Source organism: Streptomyces sp. NBRC 110611 (assembly GCF_001590865.1).
In the GTDB taxonomy this organism is placed as follows: Bacteria; Actinomycetota; Actinomycetes; order Streptomycetales; family Streptomycetaceae; genus Streptomyces.
In genome coordinates this window covers 109,972-134,050 of the sequence record NZ_BBUY01000016.1, presented here as the reverse complement: position 1 = coordinate 134,050, position 24,079 = coordinate 109,972, and the positions used below count along the sequence as shown (strand labels likewise).

The window sequence follows — 24,079 nt, the reverse complement described above, 5'->3', positions numbered from 1 at the left end:
GGCGGGCGGCCCGCCGTGTCCAGGGTGGGCGGGCGCAGCCAGCGCATCGGGCCCCGGCCGCCGTGGTCGGACGGGGGTGCGGTGAGGTGGTCGCCCGGGCCCAGCGGGCGCAGGTCGAGCGGGGCGTCGTCCCGGCCCGTCCGGTAGAGCAGGGCGGGGAGCTCGGCGGCCGCGCCCGGCGCGACGAAGAAGAGCGCGCGCCCGGCCGGGGTGGCGGCCACCGGGCCGAGCGGCAGGCCCATCCGCTCCAGGCGCACCAGCGCGTGGCGGCCCGCGGCCTCCGGTACGTCGAGGACGTCGAACGACCGGCCCACCGGGAGGAGTACCGCGGCGCCCGGGGTCTCCGCCCAGACCGCGGCGGCCTTCTCCAGCGTGGCGCCGGCCGGCAGTTCCGTGGCGAAGGCCAGCGGATGGGCGCCGGGGGAGGGGCAGTCGGCGGCGCCGCAGGAACACTCCGTACGGCCGCTGCCGGCGCGCACCGCGCGTGCGCCGGGGACGACGTCCCAGCCCCACAGTCCGGTGTACTCCGCCACCGCCGTGATCTCGGTCGAGCGGCCGCGCCGCCGGGAGGCGGATCGAATCTCCCGGATGCCGCCGATCGTGAAGCCCATGCCCCCTCCAACGGGTGGTGTGTGTCCGTGGTTACGAGTCGGCGGGTTGACGACAGGCGCCGCTCACGCTCCGTCGACGACCCGCGGTGGCGGTGGTGTGAGGTGGTGTGCCGGGGTGGTGCGGTGCACGCCATGAGCCCCCGAGTGCCCTGTTCCGCCCGGCCGTGCGCGACCTGTGTCAAGTCAATCGCGAGACCCGGCCGGGGAGTTCATTCAAAGGGGTGGCGAATGGTGGCGTTTCCGTAATCGCCCTCGCGGGGGGCGTGATCGTAGGATTACTTTCGGTGCACGAACTCTCACGAGGCATCATTCGCACGGTTATGCCGATGGCAACGCACCGGTCGGGAGCAGGCCAAGAGGTGTGCCCGGAATCCGTGATCGGGTAGATGTACCCCGGGCAGGTGCGGCAACGGGCGCCGGTCCGCGGGGGGTTCACGGCGACCGGTGCCGGGCGGGCACCGGGCAGCACACCGAGGCAGCGACCGGGAGGGGCTTCCAGTGGGCGGGAACGGCGGCGGCACCGGCGGCACGGACGCCGTCAAACGGCCCAACGGGCAGTTGGGTTCGTGGTTCATGCGCAGCGGCTGGTCCAAGGGCGAGCTGGCGCGACAGGTCAATCGCCGGGCGCGCCAGATGGGCGCCCATCACATCAGCACCGACACCTCGCGGGTGCGCCGCTGGCTCGACGGCGAGCAGCCCCGCGAGCCCATCCCCCGCATCCTGTCCGAGCTGTTCTCCGAACGCTTCGGCTGTGTCGTCGGCATCGAGGAGCTGGGGCTGCGCCCGGCCCGCCAGTCCCCGTCCGTCTCCGGCGTCGACCTGCCCTGGGCCGGCTCCCAAACGGTCAGTCTGATCAGCGAGTTCTCCCGCAGCGACCTGATGCTGGCGCGCCGCGGCTTCCTCGGCACCTCCCTCGCGCTGGCCGCCGGACCCAGCCTCATCGAGCCGATGCAGCGCTGGCTGGTGCCGGTGCCGGCGGGCCGGGGCGGCCCGGAGGAGCCCGACCGCGTCCGGCGGCACACCCGGCTCTCCAAGCCCGAGCTGGACCTCCTGGAGTCGACGACCGCGATGTTCCGCCAGTGGGACGCCCAGTGCGGCGGCGGGCTGCGGCGCAAGGCGGTCGTCGGCCAGCTCCACGAGGTCACCGACCTCCTCCAGGAGTCGCACCCGCCGGAGGTCTCCCGGCGGCTCTTCAAGGTCGCCGCCGAACTCGCCCAGCTCGCTGGCTGGATGAGCTACGACATCGGGCTCCAGCCGACCGCGCAGAAGTACTTCGTGCTGGCGCTGCACGCCTCCAAGGAGGCCGGCGACCGCCCCCTGGGCTCGTACATCCTCTCCAGCATGAGCCGGCAGATGATCCACCTCGGCCGGCCGGACGACGCGCTGGAGCTGATCCACCTCGCCCAGTACGGCGGCCGGGAGACCGCCACCGCCCGCACCCAGGCGATGTTGTATGCGATGGAGGCCCGCGCCTACGCCGGGATGGGCCAGCCCAGCAAGGTCAAGCGGGCCGTCCGGATCGCCGAGGACACCTTCTCCGACATCGCGCCCGGCGAGCCCGAGCCGGACTGGATCCGGTTCTTCTCCGAGGCCGAGCTGAACGCCGAGAACGCCCACTCCTACCGCGACCTCGCCTATGTCGCGGGCCGCAGCCCCACCTACGCCTCGCTCGCCGAGCCGGTCATGGAGCGGGCCGTGGAGCTGTTCGGCAAGGACCCCGAGCACCAGCGGTCCTACGCGCTCAACCTGATCGGGATGGCCACCGTACGGCTGCTCCAGAAGGAGCCGGAGGCCTGCGCCGAGATGGCACAGAAAGCCATCCCGTTCGCCCGGCAGGTGCGCTCGGAGCGGGTCAACACCCGGCTGCGCAAGACCGTGGACACCGCCGCCCGGGAGTTCGGCGGGGTCGCTGAGGTCGGCCGGCTCACCGACGAGCTCGCCCGCCAGCTGCCGGAGACCGCGGCGGGCTGAGGCCCTGAGCCGGCGCCGCGTCCGGTGAACGGGTGAACGGGGGACGACGCCGGAATTCACGGGGGCGTAACACCGGTGGCGGGTTCGTCACCGCGGTGAAACACCGGCAAGGTTTGGCCGAAACCACGCTGCGACAACCTCTTCGCGAAGTCGGCCCACCAGAATCACGCCCGCGCGGGCCGCATCGACGACGAGGAGACGCCGATGCCCCCAGGCATCCTGACGCTCGCAGCAGAGAAGGCGACACTGAGCCCGGCCAACACCGGGTTCATGCTGATCGCGTCCGCACTGGTGATGGTCATGACCCCCGGGCTGGCCTTCTTCTACGGCGGCATGGTGCGGGTCAAGAGCGTGCTCAACATGCTGATGATGAGCTTCATCAGCCTGGGCATCGTCACCGTCCTGTGGGTCCTGTACGGCTTCGGCCTCGCCTTCGGGACCGACCAGGGCGGCTTCATCGGCTGGGACGGGAACTTCGCCGGCCTCAGCGGCATCGGCCTGACCCAGCTGTGGGGCACCAGCACCATCCCCGTCTACGTCTTCGCGGCCTTCCAGCTGATGTTCGCGATCATCACGCCCGCACTGATCAGCGGTGCCCTCGCCGACCGGGTGAAGTTCACCGCCTGGGCGCTGTTCATCGCCCTGTGGGTCACCGTCGTCTACTTCCCCGTCGCCCACTGGGTGTGGGGCGAGGGCGGCTGGCTCTTCGAGCTGGAGGTCATCGACTTCGCCGGCGGGACGGCCGTCCACATCAACGCCGGCGCGGCGGCCCTCGGCGTGCTCCTCGTCGTCGGCAAGCGCATCGGCTTCAAGAAGGACCCGATGCGGCCGCACAGCCTCCCCCTGGTGATGCTCGGCGCCGGACTGCTGTGGTTCGGCTGGTTCGGCTTCAACGCCGGCTCCTGGCTCGGCAACGACGACGGCGTCGGCGCGGTCGCCTTCGTCAACACCCAGGCCGCCACCGCCGCCGCGATGCTCGGCTGGCTGGCGTACGAGAAGCTCCGGCACGGCTCGTTCACCACACTCGGCGCGGCCTCCGGCGCGGTCGCCGGACTGGTCGCCATCACCCCCGCCTGCGGCTCGGTCAGCCCCCTGGGCGCCCTGGCGATCGGCGTGATCGCCGGAGTGCTCTGCGCGATGGCCGTCAACCTCAAGTACAAGCTCGGCTACGACGACTCCCTTGACGTGATCGGAGTCCACCTCGTCGGCGGGGTCGCCGGATCGCTGCTGATCGGCCTGTTCGCCACCGGCGGGGTGCAGAGCGAGGCCAAGGGCCTGTTCTACGGGGGCGGTTTCAGCCAGCTCGGCAAGCAGACCGTCGGTGTGGTCTGCGTGCTGCTGTACTCCCTGGTCGTCTCGTATGTCCTTGCCAAGGCCATCGACCTGGTGATGGGCTTCCGGGTCGGCGAGGACGACGAAATCTCCGGTATCGACCAGGCCGCGCACGCGGAGACCGCGTACGACTTCACCGGTGCCGGCGGCGGCAGCGCCGCCCGCAGGGGACCGGCACTCGGCGAGGCCCTGACGAAGAAGGTGGACGCGTGAAGCTCATCACGGCGGTTATCAAGCCGCACCGGCTGGACGAGGTGAAGGACGCCCTGCGGGGCTTCGGGGTGCACGGTCTGACCGTCACCGAGGCCAGCGGCTACGGCCGGCAGCACGGGCACACGGAGGTGTACCGCGGCGCCGAGTACACCGTCGACCTGGTGCCGAAGATCCGCATCGAGGTGCTGGCCGAGGACGCGGACACCGAGCAGCTGGTGGACCTCATCGTCAAGGCGGCCCGCACCGGCAAGATCGGCGACGGGAAGGTGTGGACCCTGCCCGTCGAGGACGCGGTACGGGTACGGACCGGCGAGCGCGGGCCGGACGCCCTGTAGGGCCTGCGGCGGAGCCCGGCTCCGGCCCCGTGGCGGCACGACCCCCGGCGGCCGGAGCCTCGGGCGGCGGGGGAACGAATCGACGACGCGGGGGACAATACGACCAAGGAGCACGGGAGTTGACGGAGAGCGCCGAGGAGACGGCAGGCCCGGCCGGAGTACCGGGACCGGAGGACGAACCCGCCCCGGAAGGCGGCTACCCCGCGGCCCGGCTGCGGCTCCTCCAGGATCCGGCGCCCACCGGGCCCGACCGCCGCGCCGCCCTCGCCCGGCTGACCGACGACTGGCTGGCCGGCCTGCTGACCCGGTACGCCACCGCCGCCGGCCTGTCCGGCACCGCCCTGGTCGCCGTCGGCGGCTACGGGCGCGGCGAACTCTCCCCGCGCAGCGACCTCGACCTGGTGCTCCTGCACGACGGACGCGGCGACCCGCGCGCCCTCGCCGCGCTCGCCGACCACCTCTGGTACCCCGTCTGGGACCTCGGCCTCGCCCTCGACCACTCCGTACGCACCGTCGCCGAGGCCCGCAAGGCCGCCCGCGACGATCTGAAGGTCCAGCTGGGCCTGCTCGACGCCCGGCACCTCGCCGGTGACCCCGAGCTCAGCGCCGGACTGCGCACCGCGGCGTACGCCGACTGGCGCGCGAGCGCCCCCCGGCGGCTGCCCGAGCTGCACACCCTGTGCCAGGAGCGCGCCGAGCGGCAGGGCGAACTCCAGTACCTCCTCGAACCGGACCTCAAAGAGGCCAGGGGCGGCCTGCGCGACGCCACCGCGCTCCGCGCCGTCGCCGCTTCCTGGCTCGCCGACGCCCCCCGCGGCGGCCTGGAAGCCGCCCGCGCCCGCCTGCTCGACACCCGCGACGCCCTGCACCTGGCCACCGGACGCGTCACCGACCGGCTCTCCCTCCAGGAACAGGACCAGGTCGCCGAGGCCCTCGGCCTGCCGACCGCGGACGCCCTGCTGCGGCAGGTCTACGAATCCGCCCGCACCATCTCCTACGCGGCCGACGTCACCTGGCGCGAGGTCGGCCGGGTGCTGCGCGCCCGCTCCGTCCGGCCCGTCCTGCGCGGCCTGCTCACCCGCCGTGCCACCGGGACCGCCGGCCCGGCCGGGGGAGAGCGGTCACCGCTCGCCGACGGCGTCGTCGAACTCGACGGCGAGGCGGTGCTGGCCCGCACCGCGCGGCCCGAGCGGGACCCGGTGCTGGTGCTGCGCGCCGCGGCCGCCGCCGCCCAGGCCGGGCTGCCGCTGGCCACCCACGCCATCCGCCGCTGCGCCACCGCGCACACCGCCCGTCCGCTGCCCGTGCCGTGGCCCGCCGAGGCCCGGGAACAACTGGTGACGCTCCTGGGCGCCGGCCCGTACACCGTGCCCGTATGGGAGGCCCTGGAGGCCGAGGGGATCGTCACCGCGCTGCTGCCCGAGTGGGAGCGGGTCCGCTGCCGCCCGCAGCGCAACCCCGTCCACACCTGGACCGTCGACCGCCACCTCGTCGAGACCGCGGTACGCGCCGCCGCCCTCACCCGCCGGGTGCACCGGCCCGACCTGCTGCTGACCGCCGCCCTGCTGCACGACATCGGCAAGGGCCGGCCCGGCGACCACTCGGTGGCCGGCGCGGACATCGCCCGCGACCTGGCGGCCCGGCTCGGATTCGGCGCCCGCGACACCGACGTGATCGCCACCCTCGTACGGCACCACCTGCTGCTCGTCGAGACCGCCACCCGGCGCGACCTGGACGACCCGGAGACCGTCGGCGCGGTCGCCGACGCGGTCGGCGGCACCGGAACCCTGGAGCTCCTGCACGCCCTGACCGAGGCCGACGCGCTGGCCACCGGGCCCGCCGCCTGGAGCGCCTGGCGCGCCGGGCTCGTCGCCGACCTGGTCAAACGGGTCGCCGCCCGGCTCGCGGGGGAACCGGAGCCGGAGGCGCGCGCCGCCGGGCCGACCGCCGAGCAGGAACGGCTGGCGATCGAGGCCGGCCGCACCGGGGGCCCGGTCCTCGCCCTGCACACCCGCGCCGAGGCGTCCTCCGGGTCCGGGAGCGGGCCGGCGGGGGCCGGGAGGGGGCCGGCGGGGGACGGCGCGCCCGCCCAGGAGCCGGTCGGCGTGGAACTGGTCATGGCCGTACCGGACCGGCCCGGCGTGCTGCCCGCCGCGGCCGGTGTGCTGGCCCTGCACCGCCTGACCGTGCGCGCGGCCGACCTGCTCTTCCTCGACCCACTCGGCGCGGGCCCGGTGCTGCTGCTGAGCTGGCGGGTGGCCGCCGAGTACGGGTCGCTGCCGGAGGCCGGCCGGCTCCGCGCCGACCTGGTCCGCGCCCTCGACGGCTCCCTGGACGTCCCCGCCCGCCTCGCCGAACGCGAACGCGCCTACGCCCGCCGCTCCCGCGCCGTCCTCGCCCCGCCGCCCCGGGTCACCGTCGCCACCGGCAGCTCCCGCACCGCCACCGTCATCGAGGTCCGCGCGCAGGACGCGCACGGCCTGTTGCACCGCATCGGCCGCGCCCTGGAGACGGCCGGCGTCATGGTCCGCAGCGCGCACATCAGCACCCTGGGGGCGAACGCGGTGGACACGGTCTACGTCACGGGGACGGACGGGGAACCCTTGACGGAGGCAGCGGCGCGCGAGGCGGCATCCACGGTCCAGTCCGCGCTCCAGTAGACCCCGGAGCCGGGCGACACAGCAGGCCCCGGTAACGCACCCATCGGTAACGCACCCACGGTGGCGAGGATCTGTTCGACCACCCCGTAGGGGCACGCCTCCCCTCGGCGGGACCGACCCCGGGCCGGACCGGTTCACTTGCCCGGCCGGATACCCTAGAACCCGACTGCACCCTGCCCCCGACCCCGAGGATCGACGACCGCCGTGTTCGATACGCTTTCCGACCGCCTGGCGAGTACTTTCAAAAACCTCCGGGGCAAGGGCCGCCTGAGCGAGGCGGACATCGACGCCACGGCGCGCGAGATCCGCATCGCGCTGCTCGAGGCGGATGTCGCCCTCCCCGTCGTCCGCGCCTTCATCAAGCAGGTCAAGACGCGCGCCACCGGCGCCGAGGTCTCCCAGGCGCTGAATCCCGCCCAGCAGGTCATCAAGATCGTCAACGAGGAGCTCATCGGCATCCTCGGCGGCGAGACCCGCCGGCTCCGCTTCGCCAAGCAGCCGCCGACGGTGATCATGCTCGCGGGTCTCCAGGGTGCCGGTAAGACCACCCTGGCCGGCAAGCTCGGCCGTTGGCTCAAGGGTCAGGGCCACAGCCCGCTGCTGGTCGCCTGTGACCTCCAGCGCCCCAACGCCGTCAACCAGCTCCAGGTCGTCTCCGAGCGCGCCGACGTCGCCTTCTACGGGCCGCAGCCGGGCAACGGCGTCGGCGACCCGGTCCAGGTCGCCAAGGACTCGATCGAGTACGCGCGCACCAAGCAGTACGACATCGTCATCGTCGACACCGCCGGCCGCCTCGGTATCGACGCCGAGATGATGCAGCAGGCCGCGGACATCCGCGACGCGGTCGGCCCCGACGAGGTCCTGTTCGTCGTCGACGCCATGATCGGTCAGGACGCCGTCAACACCGCCGAGGCGTTCCGGGACGGCGTCGGCTTCGACGGTGTGGTCCTCTCCAAGCTCGACGGTGACGCCCGCGGTGGTGCCGCGCTCTCCATCGCGCATGTCACCGGCAAGCAGATCATGTTCGCCTCCAACGGCGAGAAGCTGGACGACTTCGACGCGTTCCACCCGGACCGCATGGCGTCCCGCATCCTCGGTATGGGCGACATGCTCAGCCTCATCGAGAAGGCCGAGCAGACCTTCAGCCAGCAAGAGGCCGAGAAGATGGCCGCCAAGCTGGCGAAGGGACCCAAGGAGTTCACCCTCGACGACTTCCTGGCCCAGATGGAGCAGGTCAGGAAGATGGGTTCGATCAGCAAGCTCCTCGGCATGCTGCCCGGTATGGGGCAGATGAAGGAGCAGATCAACAACCTCGACGAGCGCGAGGTGGACCGCACCGCCGCCATCATCAAGTCGATGACGCCGGGCGAGCGCCAGGACCCGACGATCCTCAACGGCTCGCGCCGGGCCCGTATCGCCAGGGGTTCCGGTGTCGACGTCAGCATGGTCAAGAACCTCGTCGAGCGGTTCTTCGAGGCCCGCAAGATGATGTCGAAGATGGCCCAGGGCGGTGGCATCCCCGGGATGCCCGGCATGCCGGGAATGCCGGGCATGGGGGGCGGAGCCCGCAAGAAGAAGCAGGTCAAGCAGGCCAAGGGCAAGCGCAAGAGCGGCAATCCGATGAAGCGCAAGGCCGAGGAAGAGGCCGCGGCGGCCCGCCGCGAGGCCGCTCAGTCCGGCAACCCGCTGGGCCTGCCGCAGGGCGGCGACCAGAGCCCGCAGAACTTCGAACTTCCCGAGGAATTCAAGAAGTTCATGAACTGAGCCGGCCGCGACAGCCGGCTTCCGGGCCCCCGGCCACCACCGTGGCCGGGGGCCCGGGCGCGTCCTGGGCCCTGGTCCGCCGGTCCGCCGTCACCGGGTCCGTGCGATCACGTACCGGAACACGTTCGGCATCCACACCGCGCCGTCCGCCCGCTGATGCGGATGCAGCGCCTCCGCGAGTTCCTTCTCCACCTGGCGCTGTCCGGCGGCCTCCAGCGCCGCGTCGAACAGCCCCGTCGACATCAGCCCGCGCACCGCGCTCGCCACATCCGCGTAACCGAACGGGCAGGCCACCCGCCCCGAGCCGTCCGGCCGCAGCCCGGCCCGGTCCGCCAGTTCCTCCAGATCGTCCCGTCCGGCCGGGCGCCAGCAGGAGGAGCCGTACTCCGGGGCGCCCCCGGAGTACGCCAGCCGCTGCGCCACCCGCAGCACCCCGGCCGTGGCGCACCGTTCCACCGGGCCCCAGCCGCCCAGCACGACTGCGCTGCCGCACTCCGCCAGCTCCGCCGCCGCGGTGAGCGACGCCGCCGCCGTCGGTCCCTCGACGGTGCTCACGCAGCCCACCGGATGGAAGGCGGTGATCACGTTGAACGTCATCCCCCCGGACGCCGCGGCCGCCAGGCCGCCGCGGAGCACCCGCGTGCGCTCCGGCGCCTCGTCCGGTGTGAGCCGCTCGCGGGCCAGCTCCAGCCGGGACTCGTCCGCGTCCACCCCGTTCACCCGCGCCCCGCGGGCCGCCGCGAGCAGCAGCGCCAGCCCCGTGCCGCAGCCCAGCCCGAGCAGCCGGGTCCCGGGGCCGATGCCCAGGCGGTCGTACGCGGCCTCGTAGAGCGGTACGAGCATCCGCTCCTGGATCTCGGCCCAGTCCCGGGTGCGGGAGCGCGAACCGGGGGGCGCGGGCGGACCGGCGCGGTACGGGGACGGGGAGTCCGGAAGCTGGTGCCGCACGAGCGTGGGTGACATCGAAAGCGCCCCTATTCGCCGAGAACCCGAAGCTGTTCCGTACCGATCGCCCCCGTGTCCGCGCATGGTGCGCCCCCGGAATCCAGACAACTGCGCAACCGTCCGGGCGTCCAGGGGGTGCGCCGGGGATGTCCCCCGCGCGCCCCCGTATGCGCCGGGCCCGCTCCCCGGAGCGCCGTTCCAGCGTGCCCCGGCGTGCCGCGTCGCGCCACGGCAGCGCCCGCCGCCTGGATGCCCCGCGCGCCCCTGGGCTCCGCTCGGCCGGCCCGTCCGTGAGCCCCTACGGTGGGGTACGGGCCGGTGCCGCCGGGCACAGGTTTCCGCCATACCATCGCCACGGTGATCGTTCCGTGGCGTACGGACGCATACGGTGCACTACGCCAGGCGGCGTACGGGCGCGCTCCTGCGGTACGCCGATCTTGTGGTGTGCGCGGGGGGTGGTGCGGCGTACGCGGGGATACGTACCGGCTTGCGGTGCACTGGGCGTCTTCTGCGCAGATCAGCGCACCCGCCCCGGGCGCGGCCCATGACCGGAAACTGACCGGTACGTGCAAATTATTTGGGATGCCCCGGAATCGGAACACTGGGCGGTCCCGGCTCGTTGTCACGACGTGAGCACGACACCGCCTGTTCTCGCCGCCGAGCTGGCACTCGCGTGGGCCGACATTCAACGGCACCACCCCGAGCTGCCCGACCTGGCCGCGCCCGAGTCCCTGATCGGAGAGTCCTCGTCCGCCTGTGGCGCCGAGCTCTCCTTCGAACGGCTGCTCCATGAGGCAGTCCACGGCATCGCCGCCGCCCGCGGCATCCGCGACACCTCCAGGGCTGGCCGCTACCACAACCGCCGGTTCCTGGCGATCGCCGAGGAACTGGGCCTGGACCACTCCGACGAGCCGCACCCCAGCAGCGGCTTCTCGCTGGTCGTCCTCAGTCCGGAAGCCAGGAGGCGCTACCGCCCGACCATCGAACGCCTCGCCAGAGCGCTCAAGGCGCACACCGCCGCGACGGCCACGGACACCGCCCGCAGCTTCCGCGGCCCGGCCGCCCGGCACGGCTCCTCCGGCGGAGGCGTCCGCGTCAAGGCCGTCTGCGACTGCGGGCGCAATGTCCGGGTCGTACCGTCCGTCCTCGCCCAGGCGCCGATCGTCTGCGGCGGCTGCGGCAAGCCGTTCCGGATCCCCGAGGTGGCCGCGGTCGGCTGACCGGAGGGCGTGTGGCACAATGGCTAGCTGTACTCGACAGCCGCACAGGACCCCTCTCTCCTCCGGCTGACGCGTCCATCGGGGCCCCGAGTACCGCAACCCCACGTGGCATCTCGTTGTGCCCCACCACGTCAAGACCAGGAGACACCACTCCCGTGGCAGTCAAGATCAAGCTGAAGCGTCTGGGCAAGATCCGTTCGCCTCACTACCGCATCGTCGTCGCCGACTCCCGTACCCGCCGTGACGGCCGGGCCATCGAGGAGATCGGCCTGTACCACCCGGTGCAGAACCCCTCGCGCATCGAGGTCAACGCCGAGCGCGTGGCCTACTGGCTGGGCGTCGGCGCGCAGCCGACCGAGCCGGTTCTCGCCATCCTGAAGAAGACCGGCGACTGGCAGAAGTTCAAGGGCGAGCCCGCCCCGGCGCCGCTGCTGGTCGCCGAGCCGAAGGCGGACAAGCGCGCCCTGTTCGAGGCCGCCGCCAAGGATGCGGGCAACGAGCCGAAGGGTGAGGCCATCACCCCGAAGGCGAAGAAGGCCGACAAGAAGGCGGACGAGGCCGCGGCCGAGTCCACCTCTGAGTCGACCGAGGCCTGAGCATGCTCGAGGAAGCCCTCGAGCACCTCGTCAAGGGCATCGTCGACAACCCCGATGACGTGCAGGTGGCCTCGCGCAACCTGCGCCGCGGACGGGTGCTGGAGGTCCGGGTCCACCCCGACGACCTCGGCAAGGTGATCGGCCGCAACGGCCGCACCGCCCGTGCCCTGCGGACCGTCGTCGGCGCCATCGGCGGCCGGGGCATCCGCGTCGACCTCGTCGACGTGGACCAGGTCCGCTGACACGTTGAACACCGGCTCGGGCCGGGGAGGGCTTTCGAGCCGTCCCCGGCCCGTTGCCGTGGACCGCACAGAAGGAATCGCGCAGTGCAGCTGGTAGTTGCCCGAATCGGGCGCGCCCACGGCATCAAGGGCGAGGTCACCGTCGAGGTACGCACCGACGAGCCCGAACTCCGGCTCGCCCCGGGCGCCGTCCTCGCCACCGACCCGTCGTCCGTCGGGCCGCTGACCATCGCCACCGGCCGGGTGCACAGCGGCCGGCTGCTGCTGCGCTTCGAGGGCGTGGCGGACCGCAACGCCGCCGAGGCGCTGCGCAACACCCTCCTGATCGCCGAGGTCGACCCCGGCGAGGTCCCCGAGGACCCCGAGGAGTTCTACGACCACCAGCTGATCGACCTCGACGTCGTCACCCGCGACGGCACCGCCGTCGGCCGGATCTCCGAGGTCTCCCACCTGCCCTACCAGGACCTGCTGGTCGTCGCGCGGCCCGACGGGAGCGAGGTCCTGATCCCGTTCGTCGCCGAGATCGTTCCGGAGGTCGACCTGGCGGAGCAGCGCGCCGTCATCGAGCCGCCGCCCGGCCTCCTCGACGACAGCCAGGCGGAGATCGCCTCCGGCCGCGAGGACAGCTGATGCGGCTCGACGTCGTCACGATCTTCCCCGAGTACCTGGAACCGCTGAACGTCTCCCTCGTCGGCAAGGCCCGGGCCGCCGGCCTGCTCGACGTACGCGTCCACGACCTGCGGCAGTGGACCCACGACAAGCACCACACCGTCGACGACACCCCCTACGGCGGCGGCCCCGGCATGGTCATGAAGCCCGAGCCATGGGGCGAGGCGCTCGACGAGGTCCTGGCCTCCGGCGAGGGCGAGCCGGTGATCGTCGTGCCCACGCCGAGCGGCGTGCCGTTCACCCAGCAGCTCGCCGTCGAGCTCTCCGCCAAGCCCTGGCTGGTGTTCACCCCGGCCCGCTACGAGGGCATCGACCGCCGGGTCATCGAGGAGTACGGCGACCGGCTGGACGTCCGCGAGGTCTCCATCGGCGACTACGTCCTGGCCGGCGGTGAGGCCCCGGTGCTGGTCATGGTCGAGGCGGTGGCCCGGCTGCTGCCCGGAGTCCTCGGCAACGCCGCCTCCCACCAGGACGACTCCTTCGCCCCCGGGGCGATGGCCGACCTCCTGGAGGGGCCCGTCTACACCAAGCCCCCCGAGTGGCGTGACCGGACGATCCCGGAGGTGCTGCTCAGCGGTCACCACGGCAAGATCGCCCGCTGGCGTCGCGACCAGGCCTTCCGCCGCACCGACCGCAACCGCCCCGATCTGATCGAGCGCGCCGACCCCGCCGCGTTCGACAAGCACGACCGCGCGATGCTCGCCGCGCTGGGCTGGTCGGAGGGCGAGGACGGCCGATTTGGGCGTACGAGTGAGGCCGTGGAAGAATAGGCCGCTGCTGTGTGCGTCCGGCGCGCGCCCCTGCCACAGGGGGAACGACGCCCGCCCGACGGAACGGCAACCGAACGATCCTCTTCCGATATCCCGTTGATGACCTGTGGCATCAGCGAAGAAAGCAGACGAAATGTCTCACCTGCTCGACACCGTCGACGCCGCGTCGCTGCGCAGCGACGTCCCGGCCTTCCGCCCGGGTGACACCGTCAACGTCCACGTCCGCGTCATCGAGGGCAACCGCTCCCGTGTGCAGCAGTTCAAGGGCGTCGTCATCCGCCGCCAGGGCTCCGGCGTGCGCGAGACCTTCACGGTCCGCAAGGTCAGCTTCTCCGTCGGCGTCGAGCGCACCTTCCCGGTGCACACCCCGATCGTCGAGAAGATCGAGGTCGTGACCCGCGGTGACGTCCGTCGCGCCAAGCTCTACTACCTGCGCGACCTGCGCGGCAAGGCCGCCAAGATCAAGGAGAAGCGCGAGAGCTGAGCGGCGCCGCCGGGCGCGGTTTCCTGCGCCCCGGCAACGCAACGCCCCTCTCGCCGCCGGTGTCCGGACCCGTCCGGATAGGCTCAGGGCCCCATGGACACCGACGCACACCACACGGAGCGCGCCCCCTCTCCCCTCCCCGTCACGGGGCCGGAGCAGGGGTCGCGCTCCGCGCGTTTCCGCGCCCGTGCGGCCCGCCTGCGCCGTCGTCCGGTCGCCCTGCTCGCGCTGTGCCTGGCGTTCGTCCTGCTGCTCAGCGCGTTCGTCGCGCAGCCCTTTCTGATCCCCAGCTCCTCCATGGAGAACACCCTGCGGATCGGGGACCGGGTACTGGTCAACAAACTGGCGTACCGTTTCGGCGGCGAACCGGCGCGCGGCGATGTGGTGGTGTTCGACGGCACCGGCTCCTTCGTTCACAGGGACCAGGGGGAGAATCCCGTCACCGGGCTGCTGCGCGGAGCCGGCGCGGCGCTGGGACTGGCCCGGCCCGCCGGCACCGACTACGTCAAGCGCGTGATCGGCATCGGTGGTGACCACGTGACCTGCTGCGACAAACGGGGGCGGATCGAAGTGAACGGTGAGCCGGTGGACGAGGGCTACCTCCCCCCCGGGGACGCGCCGTCCTCGGTGGACTTCGACATCGTGGTCCCGGAGGGAAAGCTGTGGGTCATGGGGGACCACCGCGCCAAGTCGAGAGACTCCCGCGACCACCTCGGTGAGCCGGGCGGCGGCACGGTCCCCGTCGACAAGGTCATCGGCCGCGCGGATCTGATCACCTGGCCGGTGAACCGCTGGCGCACGATCGACGCGCCCGGGGCCTTCGGCCGGATACCCGCCGCGGCAGGCTCCCGTGGGTAGCCGCGGACGCCCCCGTCATGGGCGGCGGAGCGCCGGGGAGGCCGAGGGCGGCGGTGCGCCGCGTTCCCGCCGTCCGGCGTCCGGTGGGCGGGCCGAGCGGCGGCGCCAGGCCAAGCGCATCAAACGGCGCAGGCGCCGCTCCTACCTCAAGGAAATCCCGATCCTCATCGGCGTGGCGCTGGCCATCGCCCTCGTCCTGAAGACGTTCCTGGTCCAGGCGTTCGTCATTCCGTCCGGCTCCATGGAGCAGACGATCAGGATCGGCGACCGGGTGCTGGTCGACAAGCTGACGCCGTGGTTCGGCTCGAAGCCGGAGCGCGGCGACGTCGTCGTCTTCAAGGACCCGGGCAACTGGCTCAGAGGGGAACAGCACCGGCCCGCCGGCGACGGGGGCGCCCTGCAGCCCTTCAAGGACGCCATGGCCTTCATCGGGCTGCTCCCGTCGGCCGATGAACAGGACCTGATCAAGCGGGTCGTCGCGGTCGGCGGCGACACCGTCGCATGCTGCGACAAACAGGGGCGGGTCACCGTCAACGGAACCCCGCTGACCGAACCGTACGTCCATCCGGGCAACCCGCCGTCCCTGGTGAAGTTCACCGTGAACGTCCCCACCGGGCGGATCTTCGTGATGGGCGACCACCGTTCGGACTCCGCAGATTCGCGCTTCCATCTCGACGAGCCGTACCGTGGCACGATCTCGGAGGACGACGTCGTGGGCCGGGCCGTGGTGATCGCCTGGCCGTTCGGGCACTGGCGCCGCCTCGGGGAGCCGGACACGTTCGCGACCGTTCGCGACGCGCCGGGAGCCAAGGCGTCTGCGGCGGCTGTGCCGCATAGGGTGTCACCCGACAGTTTGACCGTACTCCCGACCCCTGCGGAACTCCCGCTCGTTATGGGAGTGGTGGGCCTGCACCGGTTGACGGGTGGGCGAGTGCGTGGAGTGAGGAGCAGATGTGGGGGACTTGGCGGTCGGCGCGCGGTCCGGAACCGAAGAGCCCGAAGAGCCGGCACGTAGCGGTGACACCCCGCAGCCGGCCGCGAGCTCCGCGCATCAGTCAAAGCCGGAGTCACGAGCACAGACACAGACGGAGGCACAGCGCTCCGTCCCCCTGGGCAAGCCTGATGCGTCCGGCACGTCCAGAACATCCGGCGCGTCCGATACCTCGGACGCCTCAGCGGGGGAGGAGACGAGCGGCGTGAAGAAGGGCAAGAAGCCGCGCGCCTTCTGGAAGGAGCTGCCGATCCTGATCGGCATCGCCCTGCTCCTCGCCCTGCTGATCAAGACGTTCCTGGTGCAGGCGTTCTCCATTCCGTCCGACTCGATGCAGGACACCCTGCAGCGCGGCGACCGCGTGCTGGTCGACAAGCTGACACCGTGGTTCGGCTCGAAGCCGCAGCGCGGCGAGGTCGTCGTCTTCCACGACCCGGGCGGCTGGCTGAACGAGACCCCGACCCCGGAGCCCAACCCCGTCCAGAAGGTGCTCAGCTTCATCGGCCTGATGCCGTCGGCCGAGGAGAAGGACCTGATCAAGCGGGTCATCGCGGTCGGCGGCGACACCGTCGAGTGCCACGGAAGCGGCCCGGTCATGGTCAACGGCAAGGCGCTCAAGGAGAAGTCGTACATCTTCCCCGGCGCCACTCCCTGCGGTGACCGCGCCTTCGGCCCGATCCACGTCCCCGAAGGCCGGATCTGGGTGATGGGCGACCACCGCGACGACTCCCTCGACTCCCGCTACCACCAGAACCTCGAGGGCAACGGCACGGTCTCGGAGAAGGAGGTCGTCGGCCGGGCCTTCACCATCGCCTGGCCCGTCAACCGCTGGGCGACGCTGCCCGTGCCGGACACCTTCGACCAGGGCGGGATCGACAAGGCGATGGCGGCGGCCCCGGCAGCCCTCGGACTGGCCGGCGCGGTGCCGATCGTGCTGTGGCGCCGCCGGAGGCTGACCGGATCGCGCAACCCCGGGTAAGGTGCCGTCCCGGATCTTCGACGCGGGTCGGTCCGCGGGGCGGGAGCTGGGATGAGCGGCGGTACGGAAGGCGGGGCCGGCGGCCGCGGCCGGACGACGGGCAGCGTGCTGTCCGGTCTGACCGTGGCCGTCGGCTGTGTGCTGTTCCTGGGCGGCTTCCTCTGGGCGGCGCTGGTCTACCGCCCGTACACGGTGCCGACCGATTCGATGACGCCGACGATCGGGGCCGGGGCCCGGGTCCTCGCCGAGCGGGTGGACGGCTCCGAGATACGCCGCGGCGACATCGTCATCTTCCAGGACTCCGTATGGGGCGACCTGCCGATGGTCAAGCGCGTGGTCGGCGTCGGCGGCGACAAGGTCTCCTGCTGCACCCGGGAGGGGCGGCTGACGGTCAACGGCACGCCCGTCGACGAGCCCTACCTCCAGGGCGACGGGCCCGCCTCGCCCGTCGGCTTCACCGCTGCCGTTCCGCCCGGCCGGCTCTTCCTGCTCGGTGACCACCGAGGGGACTCCCTCGACTCCCGCGGCCACCTCACCGACGGCGACCGCGGGGCGGTACCCCGCAGCGCCGTCAGCGCCCGGGTCGACGCCCGCGCCTGGCCGCTCGGCAGCATCGGCATGGTGCAGCGCCCCACCGGCTTCTCCGCCCTCCCCGGCGGCACCTCCGAGCCCGGCCCGCTGCGGCTCCTCACCCTCGCCGTGATCACCGGCGCGGTCCTCGTCCTGGGCGGCGCGGCCTACGGGCCGATCGCCCGGCGGAAGGGGCGCACACATGGCTGAGCGGCAGGGACGGGGCCCCCGGCGGGGCGGTCCCGGGACGGAACCGGCGGAGGTACGCCAGGCCGCCCGTGTCGTACTGCTCGACCCCGACGACCGGATCCTGCTGCTGCACGGCTTCGAGCCGGACAACCCCGCGGACACCTGGTGGTTCACTCCCGGTGGCGGCCTGGAAGGCGGCGAGACCCACGAAGAGGCCGCCCGCCGCGAACTCGCCGAGGAGACCGGGATCACCGACGCCGTCCTCGGTCCCGTCCTGTGGAAACGCCGCTGCGCCTTCCCCTTCGACGGGCGGCGCTGGGAGCAGGACGAGTGGTACTACCTGGGCAGGACCGACCGGACGGACACCCACCTGGCCGGGCACACCGACCTGGAGCGACGCAGCGTCTCGGGGCTGAGGTGGTGGACTTCGGAGGAACTCTCCGCCTCCCATGAGACGGTGTACCCGACCAGACTCGCCGAGCTGCTGCGCACACTGCTCGACGAAGGGCCCCCCAACGCGCCGGTGCGCCTGGAGACCGAGCGGGTCTGACGCACAATGGGGGGACGCACGGCTGAAGGGGATCTGCCATGAGCGCCGAGGACCTCGAAAAGTACGAGACCGAGATGGAGCTGAAGCTCTACCGGGAGTACCGCGACGTCGTCGGGCTGTTCAAATATGTGATCGAGACCGAGCGTCGCTTCTACCTCACCAACGATTACGAGATGCAGGTGCACTCGGTCCAGGGCGAGGTCTTCTTCGAGGTCTCGATGGCCGACGCCTGGGTCTGGGATATGTACCGACCGGCCCGTTTCGTCAAACAGGTGCGGGTGCTCACGTTCAAGGACGTGAACATCGAGGAGCTCAACAAGAGCGATCTGGAGGTTCCGGGGAGCTGAGCCGGGCCGTCGCCCGGGGCGTTCCGCACTCGTACGGGTGACGAGGTTATCCACACCCGGCCTCTTATCCACCAAGATCCAACAGATCGGGGCGGGGGCGTCACAGTCGGTGCCGGAGGTGGTACCGCATGAACGCCACAAGCACCACGAACACCCCCGGCACAACGGAACGTCGGAGCGCCCCCCGCAGCCGGAGCATCACGAACAGCCGGAGCGCCACGGACAGCGAGCGCGCTACGAACAGCGGGCGCGCCACGGACAGCGGGCGTGCTATGAACAGCCGGAGCGCCAGGACTCCCCGGAGCGCCATGAACGCCCCCTGCGCCGCGCAGAACGGCGACGCACGGGCCGGAGGCCGAGCGCGGCCCGGCCGCAGGGCACGGATCAAGGACGTCCGACGACGGGCCCTCGGCCGCTACGGCGAAGACCTGGCCGCCCGCCGCCTCGCCGACACCGGCATGCGGATCCTGGACCGCAACTGGCGGTGTCAGGAGGGCGAGGTCGACATCGTCGCCGCCGACGGTGACGCCGTGGTGATGTGCGAGGTCAAAACCCGCCGCGCCGGCCGCTACGAACACCCCATGGCCGCCGTGCGCCCCGAAAAGGCCGCCCGACTGCGGCGACTCGCGGAACGCTGGCTGGAACGCCACGGCGGCCCGCCACCCGGCGGCGTACGGATCGACGTCATCGGAGTCCTCCTGCCGGCCCGCGGCGCCCCCGTCGTGCAGCACGTACGAGGGGTGGCCTGATGGGATTCGCCCGCACCTGCTCCGTCGCCCTGGTCGGCGTCGAAGGCGTCGTCGTCGAGGTCCAGGCCGACCTCGAACCCGGCGTCGCGGCCTTCACCCTCGTCGGCCTCCCCGACAAGAGCCTGATCGAGTCCAGGGACAGGGTCCGTGCCGCCGTGGTCAACTCCGGCGCCGAATGGCCGCAGAAGAAGCTCACCGTCGGCCTCAGCCCCGCCTCCGTGCCCAAGAGCGGCAGCGGATTCGACCTGGCCGTGGCCTGCGCCGTGCTCGGTGCCGCCGAGCGCCTCGACCCTCGCGAGCTCACCGACCTGATGATGATCGGCGAACTGGGCCTGGACGGCCGCGTCCGCCCCGTACGCGGAGTGCTGCCGGCCGTCCTGGCCGCTGCCGACGCCGGATACCGCCAGGTCGTCGTCCCGGAACGCACCGCCGCCGAGGCCTCCCTCGTCCCCGGCATCTCCGTCCTCGGCGTCCGCAGCCTGCGCCAGCTGATCGCCGTCCTCGCCGACGAACCGGTGCCCGACGAGGAGGAGCCGATCGACGAGGGCCGCCCCGACCCCCTCCTGGCCGGTCTGGTCGTGCCCGGCACCGGCATCAGCGCGGGCCTGCCGCGCGGCGGCCACACGCCCGACCTCGCCGATGTCGCAGGCCAGCACACCGCCCGCCGGGCCCTGGAAGTGGCCGCCGCGGGACGCCACCACATCTTCTTCAAGGGCCCGCCCGGAGCCGGCAAGACCATGCTCGCCGAGCGCCTCCCCGGCCTGCTGCCCCCGCTGTCCCCCAAGGAATCCCTGGAGGTCACCGCCGTCCACTCGGTCGCCGGGACCCTCCCGCCCGGGCAGCCCCTGGTGCACCGTCCGCCCTACTGTGCCCCGCACCACTCCGCGACCATGGCCTCCCTCGTAGGAGGCGGACCCGGACTGCCCCGCCCCGGGGCGGTATCCCTGGCCCACCACGGCGTGCTCTTCCTGGACGAGGCCGCCGAATGCAGCCCGACCGTCCTGGACGCGTTACGCCAGCCACTCGAGGCCGGCCACGTCATCGTCGCCCGCGCCGCCGGCATGCTGCGGATGCCCGCCCGCTTCCTCCTCGCCCTCGCCGCCAACCCCTGCCCCTGCGGACGACACGGCACCACCATCGGCGGCTGCGAATGCCGGCCGTCCACGATCCGCCGCTACCGCGCCCGCGTCTCCGGGCCGCTGATGGACCGCGTGGACCTGCGGATCGTCGTCGAACCGGTCGCCCGCTCCGAACTGACCGCGCTCGGCGGCGGCGAGTCCACCGCGACCGTCTCCGAACGCGTTCAGGCCGCCCGGGAACGTGCCGGGGCCCGCCTCGCCGGCACCCCCTGGCACACCAACAGCGAGGTTCCGGGACACGAACTCAGAACCCGGTGGCAGGTCCACCCCGGCGCGCTGGCCCAGGCCGAACGCGACCTGGAATGCGGCCTCCTGACGGCCCGTGGACTCGACCGCGTCCTCCGCGTCGCCTGGACGGCCGCCGATCTGGCCGGCCGTGACCGGCCCACCAAAGAGGACGTCGACTGGGCTCTGGAACTGCGCACCGGCGTGCGGCGCGGAGCGGTGCCCCCGATCGGCCCGGGCGCAGCCGACACCACGCGCGAGACCGCTGCCACGGCGCCCGGCAAGGGGAGGCGAGCCGGATGACCGGAATCGACGAATGGGGCTTCGCCACCAGTGAGCCGGCCGGGGCCCCGGACCGCCACGACGGCCACCACCAGCGCGCCCGCCCGCCCGGCTCCACCGGCGGACCCGCCGCCCCCGAACGGGCCGAGGCCGGACCACGGCCCGGTACGCACACGGTGCCCAGTCGGCCCACGGCGCCGCCCCACCGGACCTGCGAACCACAGCGCACGGCCCGCGCCGCCCTCACCCGGATCCTCGAACCGGGCGACGAAACGGCCGGTCGCTGGCTGCGCGAGATGGGCCCGGTGGCTCTGTGGCACGCGCTCTCCGACGAGGCAGCGGACCCGCCCGTGGGCGCCACCCCCGCCAAGGCCGCGGGCCTGAGACTGCGTGCCGCCCGGGCCCGCCCCGCCGAGGACCTCGCCGCCGTCGCCGCGCTCGGCGGCCGGTTCGTCTGCCCCGGCGACGCCGAATGGCCCCGCCAGCTCGACGACCTCGGCGACGCCCGGCCCATCGGACTCTGGGTGCGCGGGAAAGCCGACCTCCGGCTGTGGGCACTGCGCTCGGTCGCCGTCGTGGGCGCCCGGGCCTGCACCGAGTACGGCGCCCATCTCGCAGCCACCCTCAGTGCCGGACTCACCGACCGCGGCTGGACCGTCGTCTCCGGAGCAGCCTACGGAGTCGACGGCGCGGCCCACCGCGGCGCACTCGCCGCGGACGGCGCCACCATCGCCGTACTCGCCTCCGGTGTCGACCACGTCTACCCGAGCGGTCACACCGAGTTGATCGGACGCATCGCCGAACAGGGGCTGGTGGTAGCCGAGTTACCACCCGGCAACCACCCCACCCGCAGCCGGTTCATCCAACGCAACCGTGTGATCGCCGCGCTCACCAGAGGCACCGTCGTCGTGGAGGCCGAACTGCGCAGCGGCTCCCTGGTCACCGCGCGCAGGGCACTCTCCCTGGGGCGCTTCACAATGGGCGTGCCCGGACCCGTCACCAGCGGCCTGTCCGCCGGGGTCCACCAACTCCTGCGCGGAGAAGCCGCGCTGGTCACCGATGCCGACGAGGTCGTCGAACTCGTCGGCAGCATCGGCGAGCTGGCCCCGCAGCGCCGCGGGCCGACCCTGGTCCGCGACCTCCTGGACCCCGTCGCGGCCCGGGTGCTGGAGGCGCTGCCCGCGCGCGGCAGCGCGGATACCGTCCACCTGGCGCGCGAAGCGGGCACACTCCGCGACGCCGCACACGTCAAACTCCTCGAGCTGCAGTCCCTCGGATTCGTGCAAAGGTGCGGCGACCGCTGGGAGTTGACGCGACGCGCCGAGTCGGCCGACGGTTCCCGGCGAGGCGGTACTTGACCTGGAGCGAACGGGTGAAAGGGTGAGGGGAATGACCGCAGAATCCAGGTTTGCCGTGCTTTGGCGCCGGGGTCGGCCCATGAGGAGACGGTGATGTGGCGCAGCGGAGACATCAGCGCCCGCGCGCCGCGCCACCGCGTCCGTCCGCGCGGCCGGCCCCGCACCCGGTACCGCTTGCGGGTGTCGACACGCCGTGCGAGGTAACCCTGGGGTGCGGGCAGCGGAACGTATCTGCGCACGCCCGAACCTGTCTCCTCGCGCACCGCGACACTCCGGTCACGCTACGCTCACAGCCACATTCAACCCCCATACATCCATCCACCCGTGTCTCGGCAGAACGGCTCAAGGCGACGAATGCCCCAGCACACCTCCGGGTCTGACCGTGCGGCAGTACCACCCGCCGCGCGCGGCAGCGTGCGCCCCGCCCCGCCCAGCTCGCTCGATGAACTGTGGCGCTCCTACAAGGCATCGGGCGACGGGCGGTTGCGGGAGCAGCTGATCCTGCACTACTCCCCGCTGGTCAAGTACGTCGCCGGCCGCGTCAGCGTGGGCCTGCCGCCGAATGTCGAGCAGGCCGACTTCGTCTCGTCCGGAGTCTTCGGACTGATCGACGCCATCGAGAAGTTCGACCCCGAACGCTCCATCAAGTTCGAGACCTACGCCATCACCCGTATCCGCGGCGCGATGATCGACGAGCTCCGCGCACTGGACTGGATCCCGCGATCCGTACGGCAGAAGGCCCGTGCCGTCGAACGTGCCTACACCACGCTCGAAGCCCAGCTGCGACGCACCCCGACCGAGGCGGAGGTCGCCGAGGAGATGGGCATCGCGCTCGAGGAGCTGCACGGAGTCTTCAGCCAACTGTCCCTGGCGAACGTGGTGGCGCTGGAGGAGCTGCTGCATGTCGGCGGCGAGGGCGGCGAACGGCTGAGCCTGATGGACACCCTCGAGGACACCGCCGCCGAGAACCCGGTCGAGATCGCCGAGGACCGCGAACTGCGCCGGCTGCTCGCACGCGCCATCAACACCCTTCCCGACCGCGAGAAGACCGTGGTCACGCTGTACTACTACGAGGGCCTGACGCTCGCCGAGATCGGCAATGTACTCGGCGTCACAGAGAGCAGGGTCAGCCAGATCCACACCAAGTCCGTACTGCAGCTCAGGGCGAAGCTCGCCGACGTCGGCCGCTGATCCGCCCGCACGGAGGCCCCGCCGATCCGCGCCGTGTCGCAGGCGGAGTGCCGCGACCGGGACGCCATCCGTAGAGTGGTGCCGTGCCCAGGATTCGAGCGGCCTCTGTGGCCGAGCACCGGACGATGCAGCGCGGCGCCCTGCTGGACGCTGCCCGCACCCTGCTGTCCGAGGGGGGAACGGAAGCGCTGACGTTCCCCGCCCTCGCCGCGCGCACGGGTCTCGCGCGTTCATCCGTCTACGAGTATTTCCGCTCGCGCGCAGCAGTTGTTGAAGAGCTGTGCGCGGTCGACTTCCCCGTCTGGGCTGCCGAGGTCGAGGCGGCGATGGAACGGGTCGACACGCCCGAGCAGAAGGTCGAGGCGTATGTACGCCGGCAGCTGGCCCTGGTCGGCGACCGGCGCCACCGCGCCGTCGTCGCCATCTCGGCCGGCGAGCTGGATGCCGGCGCCCGAGAGAAGATCCGAGCCGCGCACGGCGGACTCATCACCATGATCGTCGAAGCGCTTGCCGCCCTCGGCCACGAACAGCCCCGGCTCGCGGCGATGCTGCTCCAGGGTGTCGTCGATGCCGCGGTCCGGCGGATCGAACTGGGCGCCGCGGAAGACCCCGGCGAGATCACGGAGGCGGCGGTCGCGATGGCCCTCCGAGGCGTCACCCACCCCTGACCCGGGGAGCCCCCCCGCCCCCGCCCCCCGCCCCCCTCCCCCCTCCCCCCTTCCTCCACCACCTCACCCCACCCCTCGTTAGCGCCGCAGCCCGCAGCCCGCAGCCCGCAGCCCGCAGCCCGCAGCCCGCAGCCCGCAGCCCGCAGCCCGCAGCCCGCAGCCCGCAGCCCG

25 protein-coding genes are annotated in these 24,079 nt (G+C 72.5%); 22 read left to right on the top strand and 3 right to left on the bottom strand.

Annotated features, from left to right (window positions below; translation table 11 throughout):
- Positions 1-611, bottom strand: a 611-nt coding sequence (locus AZE13_RS26450) for a bifunctional DNA primase/polymerase (RefSeq protein ID WP_066937204.1), incomplete at its 3' end; no start/stop codon positions are given.
- A 498-nt stretch (positions 612-1,109) separates the two neighbouring features.
- Between AZE13_RS26450 and AZE13_RS26445 the strand changes: the two genes are divergently transcribed.
- The 5 genes from AZE13_RS26445 (at position 1,110) to ffh (ending at position 8,886) form a co-directional block, all read left to right on the top strand.
- A complete protein-coding gene (locus tag AZE13_RS26445; protein WP_066937086.1) occupies positions 1,110-2,582 on the top strand; it encodes a hypothetical protein in 1,473 nt (490 codons plus the stop codon).
- 204 nt (positions 2,583-2,786) lie between these two features.
- A complete protein-coding gene (locus AZE13_RS26440) occupies positions 2,787-4,127 on the top strand; it encodes an ammonium transporter (protein ID WP_066937084.1) in 1,341 nt (446 codons plus the stop codon).
- A complete protein-coding gene (locus AZE13_RS26435) occupies positions 4,124-4,462 on the top strand; it encodes a P-II family nitrogen regulator (RefSeq protein ID WP_066937081.1) in 339 nt (112 codons plus the stop codon). The genes AZE13_RS26440 and AZE13_RS26435 overlap by 4 nt, the downstream gene beginning before the upstream one ends.
- Positions 4,463-4,581: 119 nt before the next feature.
- Positions 4,582-7,122, top strand: coding sequence for a [protein-PII] uridylyltransferase (locus AZE13_RS26430; protein ID WP_079124386.1), 2,541 nt, complete (start codon positions 4,582-4,584; stop codon positions 7,120-7,122).
- 204 nt (positions 7,123-7,326) lie between these two features.
- Complete coding sequence (ffh, locus tag AZE13_RS26425; protein ID WP_066937078.1) at positions 7,327-8,886, top strand: signal recognition particle protein; 1,560 nt, start codon at positions 7,327-7,329, stop codon at positions 8,884-8,886.
- A 90-nt stretch (positions 8,887-8,976) separates the two neighbouring features.
- Here the strand turns inward: ffh and AZE13_RS26420 are convergent, their stop codons facing one another.
- The gene (locus AZE13_RS26420; protein ID WP_066937074.1) at positions 8,977-9,849 is read right to left on the bottom strand and encodes a methyltransferase domain-containing protein; all 873 of its coding nucleotides are present in this window, start codon (positions 9,847-9,849) and stop codon (positions 8,977-8,979) included.
- Between the two features lie 611 nt (positions 9,850-10,460).
- Between AZE13_RS26420 and AZE13_RS26415 the strand changes: the two genes are divergently transcribed.
- From AZE13_RS26415 to AZE13_RS26360, 12 genes are all read left to right on the top strand, one after another.
- Complete coding sequence (locus AZE13_RS26415) at positions 10,461-11,051, top strand: hypothetical protein (protein ID WP_066937071.1); 591 nt, start codon at positions 10,461-10,463, stop codon at positions 11,049-11,051.
- A 155-nt stretch (positions 11,052-11,206) separates the two neighbouring features.
- Complete coding sequence (gene rpsP, locus AZE13_RS26410) at positions 11,207-11,647, top strand: 30S ribosomal protein S16 (protein WP_066937068.1); 441 nt, start codon at positions 11,207-11,209, stop codon at positions 11,645-11,647.
- Between the two features lie 2 nt (positions 11,648-11,649).
- The gene (locus AZE13_RS26405) at positions 11,650-11,889 is read left to right on the top strand and encodes an RNA-binding protein (RefSeq protein ID WP_005311361.1); all 240 of its coding nucleotides are present in this window, start codon (positions 11,650-11,652) and stop codon (positions 11,887-11,889) included.
- An 84-nt stretch (positions 11,890-11,973) separates the two neighbouring features.
- The gene (rimM, locus tag AZE13_RS26400) at positions 11,974-12,519 is read left to right on the top strand and encodes a ribosome maturation factor RimM (RefSeq protein ID WP_066937065.1); all 546 of its coding nucleotides are present in this window, start codon (positions 11,974-11,976) and stop codon (positions 12,517-12,519) included.
- Positions 12,519-13,328, top strand: coding sequence for a tRNA (guanosine(37)-N1)-methyltransferase TrmD (gene trmD / locus AZE13_RS26395; RefSeq protein ID WP_066937062.1), 810 nt, complete (start codon positions 12,519-12,521; stop codon positions 13,326-13,328). The genes rimM and trmD overlap by 1 nt, the downstream gene beginning before the upstream one ends.
- A 133-nt stretch (positions 13,329-13,461) precedes the next feature.
- Positions 13,462-13,812: a 50S ribosomal protein L19 gene (gene rplS, locus AZE13_RS26390; RefSeq protein ID WP_066937057.1), complete on the top strand. Its 351-nt coding sequence runs from the start codon at positions 13,462-13,464 to the stop codon at positions 13,810-13,812.
- A 93-nt stretch (positions 13,813-13,905) separates the two neighbouring features.
- Complete coding sequence (lepB, locus tag AZE13_RS26385; RefSeq protein ID WP_066937054.1) at positions 13,906-14,670, top strand: signal peptidase I; 765 nt, start codon at positions 13,906-13,908, stop codon at positions 14,668-14,670.
- Positions 14,663-15,685: a signal peptidase I gene (gene lepB / locus AZE13_RS26380; RefSeq protein WP_066937051.1), complete on the top strand. Its 1,023-nt coding sequence runs from the start codon at positions 14,663-14,665 to the stop codon at positions 15,683-15,685. Before lepB (AZE13_RS26385) ends, lepB (AZE13_RS26380) begins: the two co-directional genes overlap by 8 nt.
- Positions 15,633-16,640: a signal peptidase I gene (gene lepB / locus AZE13_RS26375; protein ID WP_079124391.1), complete on the top strand. Its 1,008-nt coding sequence runs from the start codon at positions 15,633-15,635 to the stop codon at positions 16,638-16,640. The genes lepB (AZE13_RS26380) and lepB (AZE13_RS26375) overlap by 53 nt, the downstream gene beginning before the upstream one ends.
- 51 nt (positions 16,641-16,691) lie before the next feature.
- Complete coding sequence (lepB, locus tag AZE13_RS26370) at positions 16,692-17,420, top strand: signal peptidase I (protein ID WP_066937046.1); 729 nt, start codon at positions 16,692-16,694, stop codon at positions 17,418-17,420.
- The gene (locus AZE13_RS26365) at positions 17,413-17,949 is read left to right on the top strand and encodes an NUDIX hydrolase (protein ID WP_066937044.1); all 537 of its coding nucleotides are present in this window, start codon (positions 17,413-17,415) and stop codon (positions 17,947-17,949) included. The genes lepB (AZE13_RS26370) and AZE13_RS26365 overlap by 8 nt, the downstream gene beginning before the upstream one ends.
- Positions 17,950-17,987: 38 nt before the next feature.
- Positions 17,988-18,296: a DUF2469 domain-containing protein gene (locus AZE13_RS26360; protein ID WP_066937040.1), complete on the top strand. Its 309-nt coding sequence runs from the start codon at positions 17,988-17,990 to the stop codon at positions 18,294-18,296.
- Positions 18,297-18,396: 100 nt separating this feature from the next.
- Here the strand turns inward: AZE13_RS26360 and AZE13_RS26355 are convergent, their stop codons facing one another.
- Positions 18,397-18,606 carry a hypothetical protein gene (locus AZE13_RS26355; protein ID WP_066937037.1) on the bottom strand — a complete coding sequence of 70 codons (210 nt, stop codon included), beginning with the start codon at positions 18,604-18,606 and terminating at the stop codon, positions 18,397-18,399.
- Here AZE13_RS26355 and AZE13_RS26350 point away from each other — a divergent pair.
- From AZE13_RS26350 to AZE13_RS26330, 5 genes are all read left to right on the top strand, one after another.
- A complete protein-coding gene (locus AZE13_RS26350) occupies positions 18,605-19,045 on the top strand; it encodes a YraN family protein (protein ID WP_079124385.1) in 441 nt (146 codons plus the stop codon). The genes AZE13_RS26355 and AZE13_RS26350 overlap by 2 nt on opposite strands.
- On the top strand, positions 19,045-20,712 hold the full coding sequence (locus tag AZE13_RS26345) for a YifB family Mg chelatase-like AAA ATPase (protein WP_066937034.1): 1,668 nt from the start codon (positions 19,045-19,047) through the stop codon (positions 20,710-20,712). Before AZE13_RS26350 ends, AZE13_RS26345 begins: the two co-directional genes overlap by 1 nt.
- Positions 20,709-22,049, top strand: coding sequence for a DNA-processing protein DprA (gene dprA, locus AZE13_RS26340; protein WP_258528003.1), 1,341 nt, complete (start codon positions 20,709-20,711; stop codon positions 22,047-22,049). The genes AZE13_RS26345 and dprA overlap by 4 nt, the downstream gene beginning before the upstream one ends.
- A gap of 354 nt (positions 22,050-22,403) precedes the next feature.
- Complete coding sequence (gene whiG / locus AZE13_RS26335) at positions 22,404-23,240, top strand: RNA polymerase sigma factor WhiG (RefSeq protein ID WP_066937031.1); 837 nt, start codon at positions 22,404-22,406, stop codon at positions 23,238-23,240.
- Positions 23,241-23,365: 125 nt separating this feature from the next.
- Positions 23,366-23,908: a TetR/AcrR family transcriptional regulator gene (locus tag AZE13_RS26330; protein ID WP_066937192.1), complete on the top strand. Its 543-nt coding sequence runs from the start codon at positions 23,366-23,368 to the stop codon at positions 23,906-23,908.
- The last annotated feature ends 171 nt before the right edge of the window (positions 23,909-24,079 follow it).